The 18,245-nt window shown below is 47.8% G+C and carries 15 protein-coding genes; 8 read left to right on the forward strand and 7 right to left on the reverse strand.

The features are described from left to right. The first annotated feature begins 102 nt into the window (after nucleotides 1-102). The 3 genes from NC994_RS19805 (at nucleotide 103) to NC994_RS19815 (ending at nucleotide 3,716) form a co-directional block, all read left to right on the forward strand. Complete coding sequence (locus NC994_RS19805) at nucleotides 103-669, forward strand: Nif3-like dinuclear metal center hexameric protein (protein WP_347276585.1); 567 nt, start codon at nucleotides 103-105, stop codon at nucleotides 667-669. Between the two features lie 19 nt (nucleotides 670-688). Then, complete coding sequence (locus tag NC994_RS19810) at nucleotides 689-2,527, forward strand: ABC transporter ATP-binding protein (protein ID WP_190433133.1); 1,839 nt, start codon at nucleotides 689-691, stop codon at nucleotides 2,525-2,527. A gap of 124 nt (nucleotides 2,528-2,651) precedes the next feature. Beyond that, entirely contained in the window at nucleotides 2,652-3,716 is a 1,065-nt protein-coding gene (locus tag NC994_RS19815) for a DUF3466 family protein (protein WP_190433134.1), read from the forward strand. A gap of 120 nt (nucleotides 3,717-3,836) precedes the next feature. Here the strand turns inward: NC994_RS19815 and NC994_RS19820 are convergent, their stop codons facing one another. Further along, nucleotides 3,837-5,102 carry an FAD-dependent oxidoreductase gene (locus NC994_RS19820; RefSeq protein WP_190433135.1) on the reverse strand — a complete coding sequence of 422 codons (1,266 nt, stop codon included), beginning with the start codon at nucleotides 5,100-5,102 and terminating at the stop codon, nucleotides 3,837-3,839. A gap of 39 nt (nucleotides 5,103-5,141) precedes the next feature. After that, nucleotides 5,142-5,882, reverse strand: coding sequence for an NADH-quinone oxidoreductase subunit NuoB (gene nuoB / locus NC994_RS19825; protein WP_190433136.1), 741 nt, complete (start codon nucleotides 5,880-5,882; stop codon nucleotides 5,142-5,144). A gap of 98 nt (nucleotides 5,883-5,980) precedes the next feature. On the opposite strand from nuoB, the gene NC994_RS19830 reads away from it, so the two are divergent. Continuing rightward, nucleotides 5,981-6,187: a hypothetical protein gene (locus NC994_RS19830; RefSeq protein ID WP_190433137.1), complete on the forward strand. Its 207-nt coding sequence runs from the start codon at nucleotides 5,981-5,983 to the stop codon at nucleotides 6,185-6,187. Between the two features lie 198 nt (nucleotides 6,188-6,385). On the opposite strand, the gene NC994_RS19835 is transcribed toward NC994_RS19830, so the two are convergent. The 3 genes from NC994_RS19835 to btpA all read right to left on the reverse strand — a co-directional run bounded on the left by NC994_RS19835 (nucleotide 6,386) and on the right by btpA (nucleotide 10,852). Continuing rightward, nucleotides 6,386-8,542, reverse strand: a complete 2,157-nt coding sequence (locus NC994_RS19835) for a CHASE2 domain-containing protein (RefSeq protein WP_190433138.1) — start codon at nucleotides 8,540-8,542, stop codon at nucleotides 6,386-6,388. A 359-nt stretch (nucleotides 8,543-8,901) separates the two neighbouring features. Then, nucleotides 8,902-9,846 (reverse strand): vitamin K epoxide reductase family protein, encoded by a 945-nt coding sequence (locus NC994_RS19840; protein WP_190433139.1) that lies wholly within the window; start codon nucleotides 9,844-9,846, stop codon nucleotides 8,902-8,904. A gap of 163 nt (nucleotides 9,847-10,009) precedes the next feature. Next, the gene (gene btpA, locus NC994_RS19845) at nucleotides 10,010-10,852 is read right to left on the reverse strand and encodes a photosystem I biogenesis protein BtpA (RefSeq protein ID WP_190415113.1); all 843 of its coding nucleotides are present in this window, start codon (nucleotides 10,850-10,852) and stop codon (nucleotides 10,010-10,012) included. A gap of 339 nt (nucleotides 10,853-11,191) precedes the next feature. On the opposite strand from btpA, the gene rimO reads away from it, so the two are divergent. The 3 genes from rimO (at nucleotide 11,192) to thrC (ending at nucleotide 15,379) form a co-directional block, all read left to right on the forward strand. After that, entirely contained in the window at nucleotides 11,192-12,517 is a 1,326-nt protein-coding gene (gene rimO, locus NC994_RS19850; RefSeq protein ID WP_190433140.1) for a 30S ribosomal protein S12 methylthiotransferase RimO, read from the forward strand. 128 nt (nucleotides 12,518-12,645) lie between these two features. After that, on the forward strand, nucleotides 12,646-14,079 hold the full coding sequence (locus NC994_RS19855; RefSeq protein ID WP_190428666.1) for a DEAD/DEAH box helicase: 1,434 nt from the start codon (nucleotides 12,646-12,648) through the stop codon (nucleotides 14,077-14,079). 187 nt (nucleotides 14,080-14,266) lie between these two features. Continuing rightward, nucleotides 14,267-15,379, forward strand: a complete 1,113-nt coding sequence (gene thrC, locus NC994_RS19860; RefSeq protein WP_190433201.1) for a threonine synthase — start codon at nucleotides 14,267-14,269, stop codon at nucleotides 15,377-15,379. Nucleotides 15,380-15,473: 94 nt separating this feature from the next. Here the strand turns inward: thrC and NC994_RS19865 are convergent, their stop codons facing one another. Continuing rightward, nucleotides 15,474-16,052, reverse strand: a complete 579-nt coding sequence (locus NC994_RS19865) for a hypothetical protein (RefSeq protein ID WP_199299483.1) — start codon at nucleotides 16,050-16,052, stop codon at nucleotides 15,474-15,476. Nucleotides 16,053-16,203: 151 nt separating this feature from the next. On the opposite strand from NC994_RS19865, the gene NC994_RS19870 reads away from it, so the two are divergent. Next, nucleotides 16,204-17,157 (forward strand): YihY/virulence factor BrkB family protein, encoded by a 954-nt coding sequence (locus NC994_RS19870; RefSeq protein WP_190428667.1) that lies wholly within the window; start codon nucleotides 16,204-16,206, stop codon nucleotides 17,155-17,157. An 8-nt stretch (nucleotides 17,158-17,165) separates the two neighbouring features. Here the strand turns inward: NC994_RS19870 and NC994_RS19875 are convergent, their stop codons facing one another. Further along, nucleotides 17,166-17,951: a hypothetical protein gene (locus tag NC994_RS19875; RefSeq protein ID WP_190433143.1), complete on the reverse strand. Its 786-nt coding sequence runs from the start codon at nucleotides 17,949-17,951 to the stop codon at nucleotides 17,166-17,168. Between the last annotated feature and the right edge of the window lie 294 nt (nucleotides 17,952-18,245).

Here is an 18,245-nt window from a genome sequence, read left to right on the forward strand (position 1 = left end):
TACAGAAGCATTCAATTCAGTCACCATTAAAGACATGATTGGCTGGTTCACTCATTGCTGTTACTACGTTGCTCCTGATACCTCAGAGTGTATTCCTCTCATGTGAGAACCGCTATATTTTTACATCGTCCTTGGAAGCTGGAAGCGGGCCAACTTGCACCCGATGTTGGGGTGGTGGCGTATCATCTAGCTTTTGACGAACGAATGACACTGGGTTTTAATCCTCGACTTGCCGATGTGTTGGGGATGTCTGCATTAGAGGTGTTGGGGGAAAAGGAAGGGCGACCGATTGGTACGATTGGGGAAATTGTTACACAGACTTTTGTAAGTTACTGCGATCGCGTTCGGGAAATCTTTGGCGGATACGATAAAAGCCAGGCTGGTAGTGGAAGCGACATCAAGCGAGTCGCAGTCGTTGGGGCAATGACCGATGCGCTAATCCGCGAGGCGTCACAACGGGGTGCCGATCTATACATTACCGGACAGTTGCGACAGCCAGCGGCGGCGGCTGTGGAAGAAACCGGAATTCGCGTTATCGCCGTTGGTCATCGTCGGAGTGAAGAATGGGGATTGCGATCGCTTGCGGGAGTGTTGCGCGATCGCTACTTCAATCTAGAAGTTGTTTTACCGCCTCTAGGGACGATAGCCGTTGCTCGTTCTGATGCCTAGACGACGTTATAAATAGATTATGAGTCGTCAGAAATTTAATCTCTTCAGATTGATTGGGCAACGTTTACGCCAATCTTTAGCAGTTTTCCGATATAGCGATCGCGCGATTAGTTTAGTCTGGACTACCAGCCGCATCCTCACGATCGTTCTTGCCGCTTTCACCTTATTTGCCGGTTTGCTACCAGGGGCTGTTGCCTATGTCAGCAAGTTAATCGTCGATGGGGTGGTTTTGGCTTCTCAAACCGGCTTGCAAAGCGATCGCTGGACAGCGTTAGGTTATGTAGGATTAGAAGCGATCGCTGTCCTGTTGTTGGCAGGTAGTCAAAGAGGTTTATCCGTTTGTCAATCCTTGCTGCGAGTGTTGCTGGGTCAGCGAGTAAATGTCTTAATTTTGGAAAAGGCACTTACACTCAACCTCACGCATTTTGAGGATTCCGAGTTTTACGACAAGATGAATCGGGCGCGGATGGAAGCATCCAGCCGTCCCTTGTCGCTAGTCAGCCGGACTTTCAGCTTAATTCAGAGCGGTCTGTCCCTTGTCACCTACGGCGGTTTGCTGCTGCAATTCTCCATTTGGGCAGTCGTGGTACTGGTTGTAGCCGCCTTACCTGCCTTTATCGCCGAAACTCGCTTTTCCGGGGAAGCTTTTCGCTTGTTTCGCTGGCGATCGCCGGAAACCCGCCAACAACACTACCTGGAAACACTGATTGCGCGGGAAGATTACGCCAAAGAGGTGAAATTGTATCAGTTGGGGCCGATGTTGCTGCAACGCTATCAAGACATCTTCTCACGACTGTACAGCGAAGACCGAGATTTAACCTTACGGCGAGGGTTCTGGGGTTACTTGCTGGGGAGTTTAAGTACCGCCGCCTTCTATCTTGCCTACGCCTGGATCGTCCTGGAAGCGATCGCGGGTCGGATTTCCCTCGGCGACATGACTATGTACCTGATGGTGTTTCGGCAAGGACAGTCTACCTTCTCCGCCGCCCTCACTTCGATTGGGGGAATGTACGAAGACAACCTGTATCTCTCCAACCTCTACGAGTTTCTAGAACAAGACATCCCCAAAACTTGGGGGATGGCAACTCAGGGTGTACTTCCGAATGATGGGGTGCGTTTCGAGAATGTCTATTTCACCTACCCAGGAAGCCCTCAACCCGCCTTAAATGGAGTCTCGTTACACCTGAAACCAGGAGAAAAACTAGCGATTGTCGGTGAGAACGGTTCTGGAAAAACTACGCTGATTAAACTTTTAACTCGATTGTACGCCCCCGATTCTGGGCGCATCTTACTCGATGGCTTGGATTTGCCGGAATGGGACCTTGAGGTGCTGCACCGACGGATTGGCGTAATTTTCCAGAACTTCGTCCGCTACCAGTTCAAGGTAGGAGAGAATGTGGGCGTTGGGGATGTCAACTACTTAGAAGACGAAAAACACTGGGAAATTGCCTCAGAAAAAGGCATGGCGAAACCTTTTATCGAAACGATGACAGACGGGTTTCAGACTCAGTTAGGACGATGGTTTAAAGGAGGAACGGAACTTTCTGGCGGTCAGTGGCAAAAAATCGCCCTTTCTCGCGCTTTTATGCGAACGAAAGCGGATATCTTGGTATTGGATGAACCAACGGCGGCGATGGACGCAGAAGCGGAAGTGATGATTTTTGATCGCTTTCGGACGGTAACAAAAAATCAGATGGTTCTCCTCATTTCCCACCGCTTCTCAACGGTGCGAATGGCTGACAAGATTGTAGTTTTGGAAGCCGGAAAGGTGATAGAACAAGGAAGTCACGAGGAGTTATTGAAAGCTGGAGGACGCTACGCGCGGTTGTTCACGTTGCAAGCAGCGGGATACCAGTAGAAATGACTAATCCGATTGGGTGATTCCAAGCGAATTAGCAACTATCGCGAGCGATCGCTAGTCGAGGAGAACAGGCACAACCGATATTTGCCTTTCCCTTAGATTTTTCACGTATCGCGGAATAATGAATTTCACTAATAAAGCGATCGCTATTTTAGGTATTATTACAGCACTCGGTGGATTAATTTTCGCTGTCCGCGTTACCCTTGAGTCATCAGGCAAGGCACAGCAATCGCAGACACAAATTCCTGTAAATCAACGCTACAACATCGCCAATCTTGATACCCTCAATAGCCGTGCCAGCGTTGCCAAAAAAATTAATAACAACGGTCAAGTGGTTGGCTTTTTTAACCCGAACGATAGTACCCAAAAAGCCTTCATCTATCGTGATGGCAACATGACCGAAATCAATAGTCTGGATAGCCGCTACAACGCTGCTACGAGTATCAATGACAACGGGGAAATTGTTGGTGTGATGACCTTTGCCAACGACAATTATCACGCCTTCTTTTATAAAAATGGCAAGACAATTGACCTTGGCACCTTTGGAGGTAAAAGCAGCGATGCCAGAAGTATCAATCGTAAAGGTCAAATAGTCGGATTTGCCGAGACTCGCAATGATAGGGCGCACGCCTTCCTGTACAGTAACGGCAAGAAGATTGACCTCGGCACCTTCGGGGGTGCGAATAGCTACGCGAACGACATCAATGAAAACGGGCAAGTCGTTGGTTCCGCAGAGAATCGCGATCGCATTCCCAAAGCTTTCCTCTACAGCGGCGGTCAAAAAACTGACCTCGGTACGTTAGGCGGACAAAGCAGCACCGCTAACAGTATTAACAACCAAGGTCAGATAGTTGGTGTGGCAGACACCGCGAATCATCAACCTCAAGCCTTCCTCTACAACAATGGCAAGATGCTTGACCTCGGAACTTTAGGGGGACAAAGCAGCATTGCTCACAGTATCAACAATCAGGGGCAAGTGGTCGGTGAAGCAGAGAATGCCAGCCGCATCCCCCGCGCCTTTCTTTACAGTGGCGATCGCATGATTGACCTAAATCACGTCATTCCAGCTAATTCGGGTTGGGATTTAACTAGTGCCACCGACATTAGCGATCGCGGAGTCATTGTCGGCATTGGTACTTATAACGGCAAAACCCAAGCTTTCCAGTTAACACCCTTTACACGCTAATGTCGTTTCACGGCTTGTCCGCAAAAATTCCCTTAATGCCTTTGAAAAAAGCGTTGAAAACGTGAAATCTTCTTCTCTCTGTGTCCTTTGCTACAAGTCTTTAAGTTGGTGCAATTGGAGCTAAGTTGCTTCTAAGCTTTTCTTGATGCGAACAGGCCAGACGCCAAAAGCAATCACACGCGCCGGGATATCGCGCAAAATCGGTAAACGAAACAAGAATGGCGGCTTAAATGTCTGGGTCGAGTCAATCGCCCTCGCGATAACCCGCTGCTGAACCAAAGACTGAAAGGCTTGGATAATCCGCGTCGGCAACTCTCGTTGGCGCTGTACTTTCGCTAAGTCGCTTTCTTGCAACTGTCCTTTTTTCAGCGGCTCACTCAGCACATTTGCAGCGACCACTGCATCCTGAATCGCATAGTTAATGCCAACTCCACCAACTGGTGACATGACGTGAGCCGCATCGCCAATTAGCAGCAAACCAGGGCGATACCAACGCTTGACGCGGCTAGACTCGACGGTAAGCAGCGCCACTTGGCTCCAATCATGTAATTCTTGCATCCGGTCTGCAAACAGGGGTGATATCTCAGCTACAGACTGACGCAAAGTTTCTAAACCCGCTTCCCGCAACTGTTGATAGCTACCCTTAGGAATCACATAGCCAACCTGCCAATAATCAAAGCGGTTCAGCAAAACTAAAAGGCGACCGCCAGCAACGCGCCCCATTGTTTCTTCGGGATCGTCCGCTTTGCGAGGTAAGCGGAACCAAAGCACATCCATTGGCGGCGAAGTCTTGATCGGTTCCATCCCGGCTAATTGGCGGATGCGAGAGAAGCGTCCGTCTGCGCCAATGGTCACTTGACATCGGACTTCATGCCAGCCGCCGTGTCCCCGGTAGCGTACACCCTGGATGACCCCATTTTCTTCAATCAACTCCTGTACGTTCGCTCCCATCACCAGCTGAAAATTTGGATAGCGTTTCGCTTCTTCAGTAATGAATTGCAGGAAATCTACCTGGGGAAGCATGGTGATGTAGGGGTACTTCGTCTTCAAGTGGCTGAGGTCAACAAATCGAATCGGCCCCTCGGTCGTCTTCAGAGTAAGACTGGGAACCTTTGTGTGACGCATCTGCAACAAGCGATCCGCCAAACCGAGTTCATCCATGATTTCCATCACCGATGGATGAAGCGTGTCTCCCCGAAAATCGCGGTCGAAATCTTTGTGTACCTCCAGTAACATCACTGGGATGCCTTGACGGGCTAGGAGAAGCGCTAGGACAGCCCCCGCAGGCCCTCCACCGACAATGCAGCAGTGTGTTTGCTGTACATCGAGAATATCGTGGGTCGTGGCGGGGATCTCGGTCTGCGGAGTAGTTGGAATTGCGTTCATCTTGAACACCTCGTGCAATCAGTTCAACTTGAAATCAGTTCAACTAGAGGCGATCGCTTCTGTTTCTAAAATCGGCTGGGAAAGAACAGAGGCTTGCATTTCCATCGTTGCAACTAATTCTTTGGGTGCATTCACCCGACTGGGGGAGTCTAAATATTCACCCGTAACGGCTGGCGAAACTGCCTTCATTTGGTGACGAATGCTGTAGTATCGATGAGTCTGAGCAATGATATCTCGCTCCTGCATCGAGTCATTGGCAATTTTCTTCCGCAGTTTAATAATTGCATCAATCACGGCTTCTGGTCTGGGAGGACACCCCGGCAGATAAACATCTACGGGAATTAACTTATCGACTCCTCGCACCGCCGTTGGTGAGTCTGCGCTGAACATCCCGCCAGTAATCGTGCAAGCACCCATTGCAATGACGTACTTGGGTTCTGGCATTTGTTCGTAGAGGCGCACCAATGTTGGAGCCATTTTCATAGTGATGGTGCCTGCGGTAATCATCAAGTCAGCTTGACGAGGACTTGCCCAAGGTTTCAAGCCAAATCTGTCAAAATCAAAACGGGCTGCAAACATCCCCATCATTTCAATAAAACAGCAGGCAGTCCCAAACATCATAGGCCACAAGCTGGAGAGGCGTGCCCAGTTGTAAAAATCGTCTACGGTTGTCAAGACGACATTTTCCGAAAGACTATGGGTAATCTCAGGTCGTTCTATGGGGTTGAGAATCTGAGTTTTTTGATTGTCAGGTTCAATAATGGTTGCTGTCGGATTCATCTTTTCCTCCTTTAGCTCAATCTATAAACGCTTGCATCGAGAATGTTGTGGGTCTCGATCCGCATAGAAGTTGGAATTGCGTTCATCTTGAACACCTCGTGAAATCAGTTCAACTAGAGGCGATCGCTTCTGTTTCTCATATCAGCTGGGGAAGAACAGAAGCTTGTATTCCTATCGTTGCAACTAATTCTTTGCGTGCATTCACCCGACTGGGCGATTCTAAATATTCTCCAGTCAAAATCAAAACGGGCTGCGAACGTCCCTTCCATGAAGGCAAAAGCACTCCTGAACAGGATAGACCATAGACTGAACAGGGTTGCCCGGTTGTAGAGGTCATCTACAGTTTTTGAGGCAATATTTTTAGAAAGACTACGAGTAATTTTAAATTTCTTTATTGATTAATGAATTCGTTATTCTTTAATAGCAACTGTTTCATAACTAATGAGCAAGCGCATTTTTATTAATTAACAACCAGTAAACTGCAACTCCTCAAGAAAATAGTATCAGAAGAATTGAAATCGATTGCGACCCTGTTCTTTGGCACGGTACATAGCAGAGTCTGCATTTTTAATTAAGGTATCTACAGTGTTCCCATTAAAAGGATAGATGCTAATACCAATACTGACAGTTACGAAGATAGTTTGTCCGTTGAGAATGAAAGGCTGAGATAGGGTTGATAAAGTCTTTTCTGCAACTCTGGCAGCATCTTGAACTCTACTAATTGCAGGTAAAATTACTGTAAATTCGTCACCACCCAAACGCGAGACGGTATCGCTGCCGCGCAAGCAACCCGTGAGTCGTTGAGCGACCATCCGCAGCAGCAGGTCACCCATGTCATGTCCAAGCGTGTCATTAACCTGCTTAAAGCCATCCAGATCGAGAAACAAAAGAGCAAACAACTGGTTATTACTACTACCCCATTCTAGAGATTGAACCATGCGTTCGTAGAATTGTTTGCGGTTAGGTAGACCAGTCAGTGGATCGTGATAAGCCAGATGACGCATTTGGTCTTCTGAAAGCTTTAATTCGGCGTTAGAACGGATTAACTCTTCTGCCGTTCGTTTCAACTCTTCTTCTATCCGCTTGCGTTCAGTGATATCTCGGATGACACCAACTAAAAAAATATTACCGGCAGCATCTTTGTGGAGCGAGCGCTTGGTAGCGATTAGGTGAGTTGTACCAAAGATATCCGTAAATTCTTCTTCATTTTCTTGCTCCTCACCACCTTGTAACACTTGCTCATTGTTCTGCCAAAAAACTTCAGCCTCATGTTTAGGAAAAAACTCATAAGCAGACTTTTTAAGTAAAGTTTCTAGGGGATAACCAATAAATTTGCAATATGCCTGATTTAAAATAATCCAACGATGTTCTTTGTCTTTGACAAAAATTGGATCGGGGATGGTATTAATCACCTTCTGCAAAAACTCTTTAGAGCGTTTTAACTCCTCCTCCAAATAAGCCAGATGACTCACGATCGCGATCGCAGACCCTACAAGCCCCAGGAGTGGAGGAATCAGCGGTATCCACCAACCGAAGAGAAAGGCCAGGTAGGAAATACTGAGCAATCCAGCCCCAGCCGCTAAAATACTGAGACCAGACTTTCTAGGGAGACGCAATCGCCAACTAATATAGGCACCTATCCAGGACCAAACCAAAATCCACAAGGCTTCTACGAGATCGGGCCAGACGTTGATTAAGGAACGTCCGTCCAGAGCAGCGCTCAGGAACGCACTGGTAAAATTGGCTTGGAGTTCGACACCTGAAATCCTTTGTGCGCCTTGGTTGAGACGGCTACTGTAAGGGGTGTAGAAAAAATCCTGGAGGCTGGGTGCGGTTGAACCAATCAAAACAATGCGATCGCGCAGAAGGCTGGGTTGTACGCGGTTTGCCAGAACATCTACCATTGAAACAATCTGAAAGCTATTGGGTTGCTTAAAGTTAGCTAATATTTGATAACCCTTGGAATCAGCCGTCACATAAGCCCCATCATTTGATTTAAAAACTGGGAAGACACCCCTCCCTAGCTGTAGGTAATCAGGGTTCACGCGCGACGGACTCGGAGTAATTCCCTTTTCCTTCAAATAAATCAACGCCAACTGGAGCGCAAAACTTGTATGTAGTTTGTTATCTACGTGTGCATATAAAAAGCTACGGCGCACCTTACCATCAGCATCAACGACCACATTATTAAAACCAACTTGCTGGAGACGGTTTAGTACTGGGGATGGTGGAACACCCAAGCTTTTTTCAGTCTTCAATAGTTCAATTCCGATCAAGTTAGGGATAGTTTGACCAGCTTTGATGAATTCTGCATGACCGGGTGGTACTGGGAGATCGCGATAAATATCCAGACCAATCGCTCGTGGCTCAAAGGCATTTAATTTTTGTACTAAAGTTGCCATGACTGCGTCAGGAATGGGCCATTGTCCTACGTGCTTTAAGTCTTTTTCGTTAATTTCGACAATTACCACGCGCTCGTCTATTGGTTCTGAAGGACGCAAACGAAACAGCTGGTCTAAGGCTGCCAACTCCCAGGATTGAAACAGTCCAGCCATCCGCAGGATAATGATGCAGCTTGCAACAGCCGAGGAAGCGATCGGCACTCGGCGCTCTTGTTGAAGCCGTTGCTTCAATCTTGCCCATATACTTTTTTTTAGCATCGACCTGGTTGCAGGGTTATGCAAACAATTTTTTTGTATACACCATCGTGATACAACTTTCCTAAGTATGTGTAGATCGCTCGGTGAAAACTTTAAGTCTAGTCAATGAGAGACTTTTTCAAAATCAGAGTTGCTGATTATCCTTTCTTCAATACTAAGACAGCAGCGTTGTCGCTGTTTTGGCTATCCGTAAAGTGCTAAATAATTGGATGATGAAAGGATACCCCATCATGCCAAAGATTTTGCCGTAGAAGTATTCGGTTTTAATTTTAGCAACTGCTGAAAAGACCAAATAATTCTACGGCAAATATCTTTTTTTCCGTTTCGGGTGACATCGCTATTTTCTATGGCACCCAAATTTAAAGCCCTGGCAAGGAGTTCTGAAAGTTGCGAGGACCTGTATAACCCGATAAATCAGCCAGTTTCTCTAAAGATTTCACACCTGGCTCGACCAATTTACCGTTGACTTCCCAGCTGGGGTAGCTTTGAATTCCCGCTTTTTGGCAGATTTCCGCCTGCTTTTGTGGAGCATTGGGATCGGCACACTCAACGTAATTGACTTGGCTGAATGCTTCTTTACCAAACAATTGCTTTTGATCGTGGCAGTGAGAACACCAGAAAGCACCGTACATTTTAGCTCCTGCCTCTTTGAGATGTTTCGCTAAAGCAACTTCTGCGGAGCTAGAGACGGTGGTAATGGGAAATGTTTGCGATCCGGTGGAGGCGGAGCCACCCCCTGAAGCGACTGGTGATTTCACAGTGGCATAGACGCCCAGAGTGCTAACTAGGGCTACCATTGCCACGACGATCCCGGTAAAAAAGAGTTGTCCCCAGTCCTCCCAAGCGCGACCGATCAAGGTCAGCACTAACAAGCTAAGGGAGAAGAAAGCGGAGGCAAGACAGTAGAGACAAACGGCTTTGATTTCAAATGCCAGTAGATACATCAAGTAGCCGCTGAAAACCGTCATAGCGGTGCCACCGGCAAATAATAGCAACCATGTCCAGTTTTCTAGTTGAGAATGCAGGTCTTTTTTTTCAACTGGGTTGGCTGCCATTGGAGCGAGGGCAAAAGCGACCATGCTGACATAAGCCAGCAAGCCAAACAAAGTTAAGGGAACACCAAAGACGGTGGCGTAGGGGCTGGAGAGGACTTGATCGCAACCGCTGGTAGGACAGGCAGCAGAGCCTCCTGTTAGCTTGACTACGGTTAGATAGCCCGTCACTAAGGCACCTAAAATAGCGATCGCCGCAATCAGCAGACGGGACCAGCGATGAATCCAGGGAGTAGAACGTCGGCGGCTCATGTCAGAACTGAGGTAGGAGGGCTAAGAAGTGAGAATCGAAAACTGAAGAGCAAAATTATCGCAGGCTAGAGGACTCAGTAAAAAGTTTTGAGATGTTAGTTTTTTGGAGTTAATTTAGAAAACCAACAACTAAAAACTAACAACTAACAACTGCAACTAACAACTAATAAGTGACCGAAGAAACTGGCTTGGGTTCCGCTTTGGTCGCAAAGCTGCGTCGGGTTGCTTCCACAAATTGGCTGACCCGGATCGGGTCAATGGGCTGCTCGATCCGCCCGTGGCGCTTGAGAGAGCTGGAAACAATCACGCCATCTGCGGCTTGCATCAGCGTAGAAATATTTTCCCAGTTGGCACCACTGCCGATAAATACGGGCGTCCCGTTGGCAGCGGCGGTTGCTAGTTCCAAGTCTTCTAGACTCGGAGGGCTACCCGTCGCCCAGCCACTTAAAATGACGCCATCTGCCAAACCCCGCTCAATCGTCTCTTGCACTGCTGTGGTCAGATTCGGGGAACCTAAAGGGCGACCGTGCTTGACTAAGACATCTGCCAAAATTTTTACATTACTGCCCAATTCCCGACGGTAACGGAGCAATTGATGCGCCTCTCCCTCAATCAGCCCTTGGTCAGTTGCCATGACCCCGGTGAGGACGTTGACGCGGATAAACTGAGCGTGGACGCAGGATGCAATTGCGATCGCGCTATGGGCATCATTGCGTAATACATTAATGCCTACAGGTAACGTCACCAAGTTCATGAGCCGCTGGATAATCAGTGTCATTGCACTAACGACCGCTGGATCTACCTGGTTTTTACTAAAAGGGGCGTCAAAGAAATTTTCCACAATAATGCCGTTCACGCCTCCAGCAGATAGCGCGGTCGCTTCCTGCTCAGCTCGATCGATAACCGCTTTCAGGCTACCTCCCCAGCGGGGAGATGTCGGCAGCGGCAGAAGATGAACCACGCCAATGATGGGATTCGGTGTCTTGAAGATTTGATTTAAGTCCACTTGTCTACCTGAAAACACCGGCGAATTCTTGCTACACCTGTCGGTTCTTCTCCTCCAAGCAGCAAAAATAGCAGTGAAATGAATCGCATCTTGGATGATGCCATTCTAGAATTTTATCTAGAATGGAGACAGGGGTAGATACCACTATCCAGTTCCCTACTCTGGTTGGTGAGTGGAAGATAGATTCTTCAACGACTCAACTCCTATCTTCATACCCAAACCCGATCCTCCCAGTTTGACACTCACGTCCCACTGGGTAATACACTGCTGTGCCAAGAATAGGGTATAATATTTTGGCTTCAGCTTCTAACAGAATTTCTTTAGCCGTATCTAAACCGCATGGGCAATAAGCCAACAATTGCAATTTCTCACTTGGGCTGCGAAAAAAACCGTATTGATACCGAACATATGTTAGGTCTGTTGGTACAGGCAGGGTACCAGGTAGACAGTAATGAAGAATTAGCAGAATATGTTATAGTTAATACATGTAGTTTTATTGAGGCTGCAAGGACAGAGTCTGTCCGCACCTTAGTAGAACTGGCGGAAGCGAACAAAAAGATTGTAATCACAGGCTGCATGGCGCAGCACTTCCAGGAGCAGCTGCTGGATGAATTGCCAGAAGCAGTTGCCGTGGTGGGCACCGGCGATTATCACCAAATCGTCGATGTGGTTCAACGAGTGGAAGGCGGTGAACGGGTCAAGCAAGTTTCAGAGCTGCCGACCTACATAGCCGATGAAACAACGCCTCGCTACCGCACGACATCGGAAGGTGTCGCGTACCTGCGGGTAGCGGAAGGATGTGATTACCGCTGCGCGTTCTGCATTATTCCCCATCTCCGGGGAAATCAGCGATCGCGCTCCATTGAATCCATCGTCGCCGAAGCCCATCAGCTAGCCTCGGAAGGAGTCCAAGAGTTAATTCTCATCTCCCAGATCACTACCAACTACGGTCTGGATATTTACGGGAAGCCGAAACTGGCGGAACTTCTACGGGAGTTGGGAAAGGTTAACATTCCGTGGATTCGGATGCACTATGCCTATCCCACAGGTTTAACACCAGCCGTCATCGAAGCAATTCAGGAGACTCCTAACGTATTGCCTTATTTGGATTTGCCGTTACAGCACTCCCACCCGGAAATTCTCCGCGCCATGAACCGACCTTGGCAGGGACAGGTAAACGACCAAATTATTGAGCGGATTAAAACAGCTCTGCCTGATGCTGTACTGCGAACCACTTTCATTGTCGGGTTCCCTGGCGAAACGGAAGAGCATTTTGCACACTTGCTACAGTTCGTCCAGCGCCATGAATTTGACCATGTAGGTGTGTTTACTTTTTCTCCAGAAGAAGGCACCCCTGCCTTCACCTTGCCCAATCAACTGCCCCAAGAAGTCATGGATATCCGCAGGGATGCCTTGATGGAAGTTCAGCAGCCAATTTCCTTGAGAAAAAATCAAGCTTGTGTCGGCAAGATGGTTGATGTCTTGATTGAGCAAGAACATCCAGAGACTGGGGAATTAATCGGTCGATCTGCCCGATTTTCTCCGGAGGTAGACGGATTAGTCTACGTCCAAGGCGACGTCCCATTAGGTTCTATAACATCGGTGGAAATTACAAGCACTGACATCTACGACCTGTATGGTCATGTCGCCAAGCCCGAAGCATGAAGAATGACAACTCAAGAATGAAGGCTGAAGAACCAAGGCAAATATTAATTCATACTTCAAACTTCATACTTAAAAACTTCATACTTCGCAATTCACAATTCTCGAACACTAACAACTAACAACAAATTATGACCCTTTCGTTCACAAGCCTAGGCCTTTCAGAAGCTCGCATTCAGCAACTAGAAAAACTAGGCTTTACTGCGCCCACACAAATTCAATCCCAAGCCATTCCTCATCTGTTGGCTGGTCGGGATGTGGTGGGACAATCCCAAACTGGAACCGGCAAAACAGCGGCTTTTTCGCTGCCGATTTTGGAACGGATCGACATTAAAAATCCCGCAGTCCAATCGCTGATTTTGACACCGACGCGGGAATTAGCTCAGCAAGTTGCTCTGGCAATTCGCAGCTTTAGCAACGAGCGGCGGTTGGGCGTGCTGACAGTATATGGCGGTCAAGCTATCGACCGGCAGATCCAGCGCCTCAGACAGGGCGTTCAGATCGTAGTTGGAACCCCAGGACGGGTGATTGATTTGCTCAACCGGGGAGAGCTTAAGCTCGATCAAGTCAACTGGCTGGTATTAGATGAAGCCGATGAAATGTTGAGCATGGGCTTTATTGATGATGTAGAAACCATCCTCAAGCAAGTCCCCACCGAGCGTCAGACGGCATTTTTCTCGGCGACAATGCCGCCGACCATTCAAAAATTGATTGCGAAGTTCTTGCGATCGCCAATGAACGTCTCTGTGGAGCAGCCCAAAGCCGCTCCCTCCCGGATTAACCAGGTGGTGTACATGGTGCCCCGCGGCTGGTCAAAATCTCGCGCCTTGCTGCCCATCCTAGAACTAGAAGATCCCGAATCTGCCCTAATCTTTGTGCGGACACGCAAGACAGCCGCGGAACTGACCAACCAACTGCAAGCTGCCGGTCACAGCGTAGACGAGTACCACGGCGACCTCAATCAACAAGCCCGAGAACGGCTGCTGATGAGGTTCCGCCAGCACCAAGTGCGCTGGGTAGTCGCCACCGATATTGCGGCGCGGGGTTTAGACGTTGACCACCTGAGCCATGTGATTAACTACGATCTGCCAGATAGCGTGGAAAGCTACATCCACCGGATCGGGCGTACAGGTCGCGCTGGTAACGCAGGAACAGCCATTTCCCTGATTCAACCGATGGATCGTCGGAAATTGGTGCTAATTGAGCGCAAAGTCCGACAAACCCTGAAAATCGTCCAAATTCCCACACGGGCGGAGATCGAAGGACGACGTCTGGAAAAACTGCAAGCTCAAGTACGCGAAGTATTGAGCGGAGAGCGCATGGCTTCATTCTTGCCTGTCGTGGCGCAATTGAGTGAAGAATACGACGCCCATGCGATCGCGGCAGCAGCACTGCAAATGGTGTACGACCAAACTCGTCCCTCTTGGATGTCCAGCGAACAAGAGACACCAATGGACGATCGGGGAATCTCTACTAAGCCAAAGCTGATCAAGCGTCCCAAACCAGAAGTGAAAAGCGAGAACACAGAAGTCAGAAGGCAAAAGCCTGAAGAAATCCGCAATTAAAGTAGCGTAGAAAACGAAAATTTCTTCTAGCTTCTGTTGAAGGAGAGAGAATAAATGACAGGGGTGAACTTCTCCCCGTCTCCCCTCTCCATTTTGAGAAGAGTGGGTTTAGTTCAAGGGTCGGTTTTTTATAGACAAACTCTGGAGCGAACCCACTTTGGCAATCCCTTTCCCCTCTCTGACTCCTGTGGCTTTAACTGTATCTGCTGCGAATTCTCCTGCCCTAAGTAACCCTGTTGGACGGCAGTCCTGGCCTGGACTGATTGAGGCATATCGGCAATATCTGCCGGTGACGGACACAACGCCAGTCGTAACACTGCTGGAGGGCAATACTCCATTGATCCCGGTTCCCGCGATCTCTCAGATTGTGGGTAAACAGGTGCGCGTGTTGGTGAAGTATGACGGTCTCAATCCCACTGGTAGCTTTAAAGACCGGGGGATGACGATGGCAATTTCTAAGGCAAAGGAAGCCGGTGCCAAAGCCGTCATTTGCGCCAGTACCGGCAACACTTCAGCCGCTGCTGCTGCCTATGCCCGTCGGGGCGGAATGCGAGCGTTTGTATTGATTCCCGATGGCTACGTGGCGCTAGGCAAGTTAGCTCAGGCGTTGCTGTATGGGGCGGAAGTTTTGGCAATTAAAGGAAATTTTGACCGGGCGCTTGAAATTGTACGGGAGATGGCAGAAAATTACCCCGTCACGCTGGTGAACTCGGTAAATCCCTATCGCTTAGAAGGACAAAAAACTGCTGCTTTTGAAGTGGTAGAAGCGTTAGGAAATGCTCCCGATTGGCTGTGCATCCCCGTAGGGAATGCCGGAAATATAACTGCATACTGGATGGGATTTTGTCAATATCATCAGGAAGGGAAATGCGAGCGCTTGCCCCGAATGATGGGATTCCAAGCGTCTGGCGCATCTCCCCTGGTTACAGGTCAGGCAGTGCCGAATCCAGAAACCCTGGCAACCGCTATTCGCATCGGTAATCCTGCTAACTGGGAACGGGCGATCGCTACGCAACAAGCCAGCATGGGTCAGTTCAATGCGGTAACAGATGCCGAAATTCTAGAAGCCTATCGTCTCTTGGCATCCGAAGAAGGCATTTTCTGCGAACCGGCTAGTGCGGCTTCCGTCGCTGGACTTCTGAAAGTAAAAGATCAAGTTCCCGCAGGCGCTACCGTAGTGTGCGTCCTGACTGGGAATGGTTTAAAAGACCCAGATACGGCAATTAAACATAGCGAAAATTCGTTTAAACAGGGAATTGAGCCAGATTTAGCGACCGTGGCTGAGGTAATGGGATTTTGAGCAGTTAGGCTCAGTTTCATTAGATTATTTCTGAAGTGTGCGCTCCCTCCAAACCTTCCTTATTGCGGTGGTTAAGGAGGGAACTTTACACCTTTTAAGCTTTTGAGCCGGGATTGTGCCCCTCCTCTTCTTGTGAAGACGGAGGGGTTTGTTTATTGTTTTTGCTAGCTTGAGTGCTTACTCCTACCCACTGACCGCGCGGAGCTGATTGGCCTGATGCCGCTGGTTGGCGGGTTATGCGCTCCCGACTAAGTCGATCGAGGGTATCCCCAATCGCAGTCGTTAAACTTCTGCGGGTTTGTGCATGATTGGTCTGCTCAGATTTTAAAGCCTGGGTAAGGCGATCGCGCTCAACCATCGCCTCGGTTAGTTTCGCTTTCAACTCCTCCAAATTTTCTAGTTGTTCTACTTCTGCACGAATCGCCTCCACAGCACCCGGGTTGTCCTCTGTGGGTTGCGGTGAACTCTGGAGTTGCCGTAGTTGACTTTTGAGCTTTTCAATCTGTTGTTGAGCTAGCTTTGCCTCAGTTCGGCGTTGCTGCGCTTCTGTGTTATACAGTTGACGCCAGTTTGCCGCACTTTCCAAAGCCGCATCGCGATCGCGCTCTAACTCTGCTAGCTGCTGTTTCAGGGTCTTAATTTCAGCCAACCACTGCGCTACCTCGTGGGCCATTAATAACGACTCCTCATCGGTTACAACGATCAATTTTTAACAAAATTTGCCGATTTGTCATAGACACTATCGATAGTTTTACAAAACCCCTGTAACCTTAGTAGTTGATTTGGCACAGTATAGAAAACGTTGTATACGGAACCAAACAATAATGCGCTCGTTCTTAGCCTATGCTGCTCTTAGAGGCTCCTCAATCCGTTTTTTCCGTTTCTTTCGACATCTCAGCTGGGCGACTTTAAAGAAAACCTTCCAGCGCGTAGCCCAACGGCGGTTAACAGGACTTTCGGCAGAAATGGCCTACAACGCCATGTTAGCTTTGTTTCCAGCCATTTTGGCAATCTTGACCGCAATTGGCCTGTTTCAATCCTCATCAGACACTTTTGAAGGGTTAGCTAAGCAATTGAGTGAAATCGCTCCTCAAGAAGCTCTTTTCCTTATTGAAGGTTTTGCCCGCGAAATCAGTCAATCGCAAAATCAAGGGCTGTTTTCCCTCAGTTTTGTTGCAGCTATTTGGGCGTCTTCTGGGGCGCTGAGTGCCGCAATGACCGCTCTCGATCAAATCCATCAGATTCCCCTAGAACAAACCCGACCCTTTTGGAAAGCCAAATTAATTTCTATCGCTCTAACAATTGGTACCATTGTCCTGCTGATTATTGCTTCCTTTTTAGTATTTATTAGCGACCTGATTGTGAAGCTATTAATCAGCCAAAGTGGATTATTGGAATTGTTAAGTATTTGGCGGCTTTTTAGCTGGCCTTTGGCATTAGGCATTGTCGCCTCAGCCTTTGCTTTTATCTATCGCTATGGTCCTAGCCGCTGGGTTGCTGGAACCCCGATTATGCCAGGAGCAATGGTAGCGGCTGTATCCTGGGCGATTATATCAGCTTTATTTCGGCTTTACGTCTCTAACTTTGGTAATTACAACAAAGCCTATGGTGCAGTAGGTGCCGTTATTGTTTTAATGCTATGGCTGTATATGAGTTCTCTAGTACTGCTGATTGGCGATCAGTTAAACGTTACGGTGGGAGAATCTATGCGGCATCACAGCAAGGCGAAACTAGCCTCTTTAGAGGCTGAGTCGGCACCAGAATCAAAAGCTGGGTAAATTGAGATTTAAACTTTTTCTGGGTACTTCATTAAGGGAACCGTCGGTGTTTCCTCCTCAATGCGGATTTGCACTTCTTTGACATAGGAACTCATGTAAGACATCACTGCATAGATAAAGAGAACAACACCGACCATCTCCAAGCACTCTTCCAAGCTTGACATCAGCATATATCCAATCGCCTGTATTGTCTGCTTGGTTGAAGTGGCTCCCCAAATTAAACGACCATAGTGATATACGTAAAATCCACTCACTAACTCCATGCCAATCGACCCTCCAACAAAGAAAGTTCCGGCAATCAGAAATAAACGCCGTATCTTTGCGGGAAGATGGACGAGAAATTTTAAGAAGAATATTAAGGTAAGAAATACAAAAGCAATACCGAAAATTACCCAAGTATAGTATAAAAATCCGGTAGCTTTGAATGTATCTCGAAGTGGCTCGATCGTCTTTTCATGGAAACTTAGCCATTCGTCTGCTGATAGAAAGAGAAAAAGAACCGACAGAGCGCCCCAGTGGAAGGTATAGCGATCGCTTTCAGTTTTCTTCGCGTAGGTAATAACCGCTAGTAAAATTGAACAAAGTAATAACAGAGATGCTGAAAACAACGCTGGAAAATTTTTCTCGCGATCGACGTTGAATAACTCTACTACTTTATTTAACCATAAGAGCTTATAACCTTGCTGGTATAAGAAGTGCCTTGTTAACTGACTGGCAAGGCTGGCAAAGATGAACCCTATGACTGCGAAAATCAGAAATTTCCTAGCTTTCTTTGGAGAGATGAAAAACTGCATTTTGAAACCTCTCTTAAAAAATTTAAGCTTGGTGAAATGAAGAATTGAAAAATTTCCCGAATTTTTAAAGTGCTATTTGAGTGATAATGGGCGATTAAAAAGCAGGAAGTGTACGGGATTTCTCGGCTAGCGATCGCGATATCCAGCACAAATGACACGAGGTTACGCTCGTGTTTTGGTAAAAGTCCCGCGTCAAAATGATTAAGAATAAGTTAATGACAGATTAAGCAATATATAACAAAGTGTCAAGTCAAAGTCTATTGAGATTTCCGTCGAAGAATGGACACCAACACG

Origin of the sequence: Trichocoleus sp. AS-A1, assembly GCF_039962015.1 — a bacterium.
GTDB lineage: Bacteria > Cyanobacteriota > Cyanobacteriia > Cyanobacteriales > FACHB-T130 > FACHB-T130.

Excerpts from the sequence above, each read along its gene's own strand:
- NC994_RS19810 (WP_190433133.1), top strand. The coding sequence starts at position 689 with ATGAGTCGTCAGAAATTTAATCTCTTCAGATTGATTGGGCAACGTTTA.
- NC994_RS19815 (WP_190433134.1), top strand. The coding sequence starts at position 2,652 with ATGAATTTCACTAATAAAGCGATCGCTATTTTAGGTATTATTACAGCA.
- NC994_RS19820 (WP_190433135.1), bottom strand. The coding sequence starts at position 5,102 with ATGAACGCAATTCCAACTACTCCGCAGACCGAGATCCCCGCCACGACC.
- nuoB (WP_190433136.1), bottom strand. The coding sequence starts at position 5,882 with ATGAATCCGACAGCAACCATTATTGAACCTGACAATCAAAAAACTCAG.
- NC994_RS19835 (WP_190433138.1), bottom strand. The coding sequence starts at position 8,542 with ATGCTAAAAAAAAGTATATGGGCAAGATTGAAGCAACGGCTTCAACAA.
- NC994_RS19840 (WP_190433139.1), bottom strand. The coding sequence starts at position 9,846 with ATGAGCCGCCGACGTTCTACTCCCTGGATTCATCGCTGGTCCCGTCTG.
- rimO (WP_190433140.1), top strand. The coding sequence starts at position 11,192 with ATGGGCAATAAGCCAACAATTGCAATTTCTCACTTGGGCTGCGAAAAA.
- NC994_RS19855 (WP_190428666.1), top strand. The coding sequence starts at position 12,646 with ATGACCCTTTCGTTCACAAGCCTAGGCCTTTCAGAAGCTCGCATTCAG.
- NC994_RS19865 (WP_199299483.1), bottom strand. The coding sequence starts at position 16,052 with ATGGCCCACGAGGTAGCGCAGTGGTTGGCTGAAATTAAGACCCTGAAA.
- NC994_RS19870 (WP_190428667.1), top strand. The coding sequence starts at position 16,204 with ATGCGCTCGTTCTTAGCCTATGCTGCTCTTAGAGGCTCCTCAATCCGT.
- NC994_RS19875 (WP_190433143.1), bottom strand. The coding sequence starts at position 17,951 with ATGCAGTTTTTCATCTCTCCAAAGAAAGCTAGGAAATTTCTGATTTTC.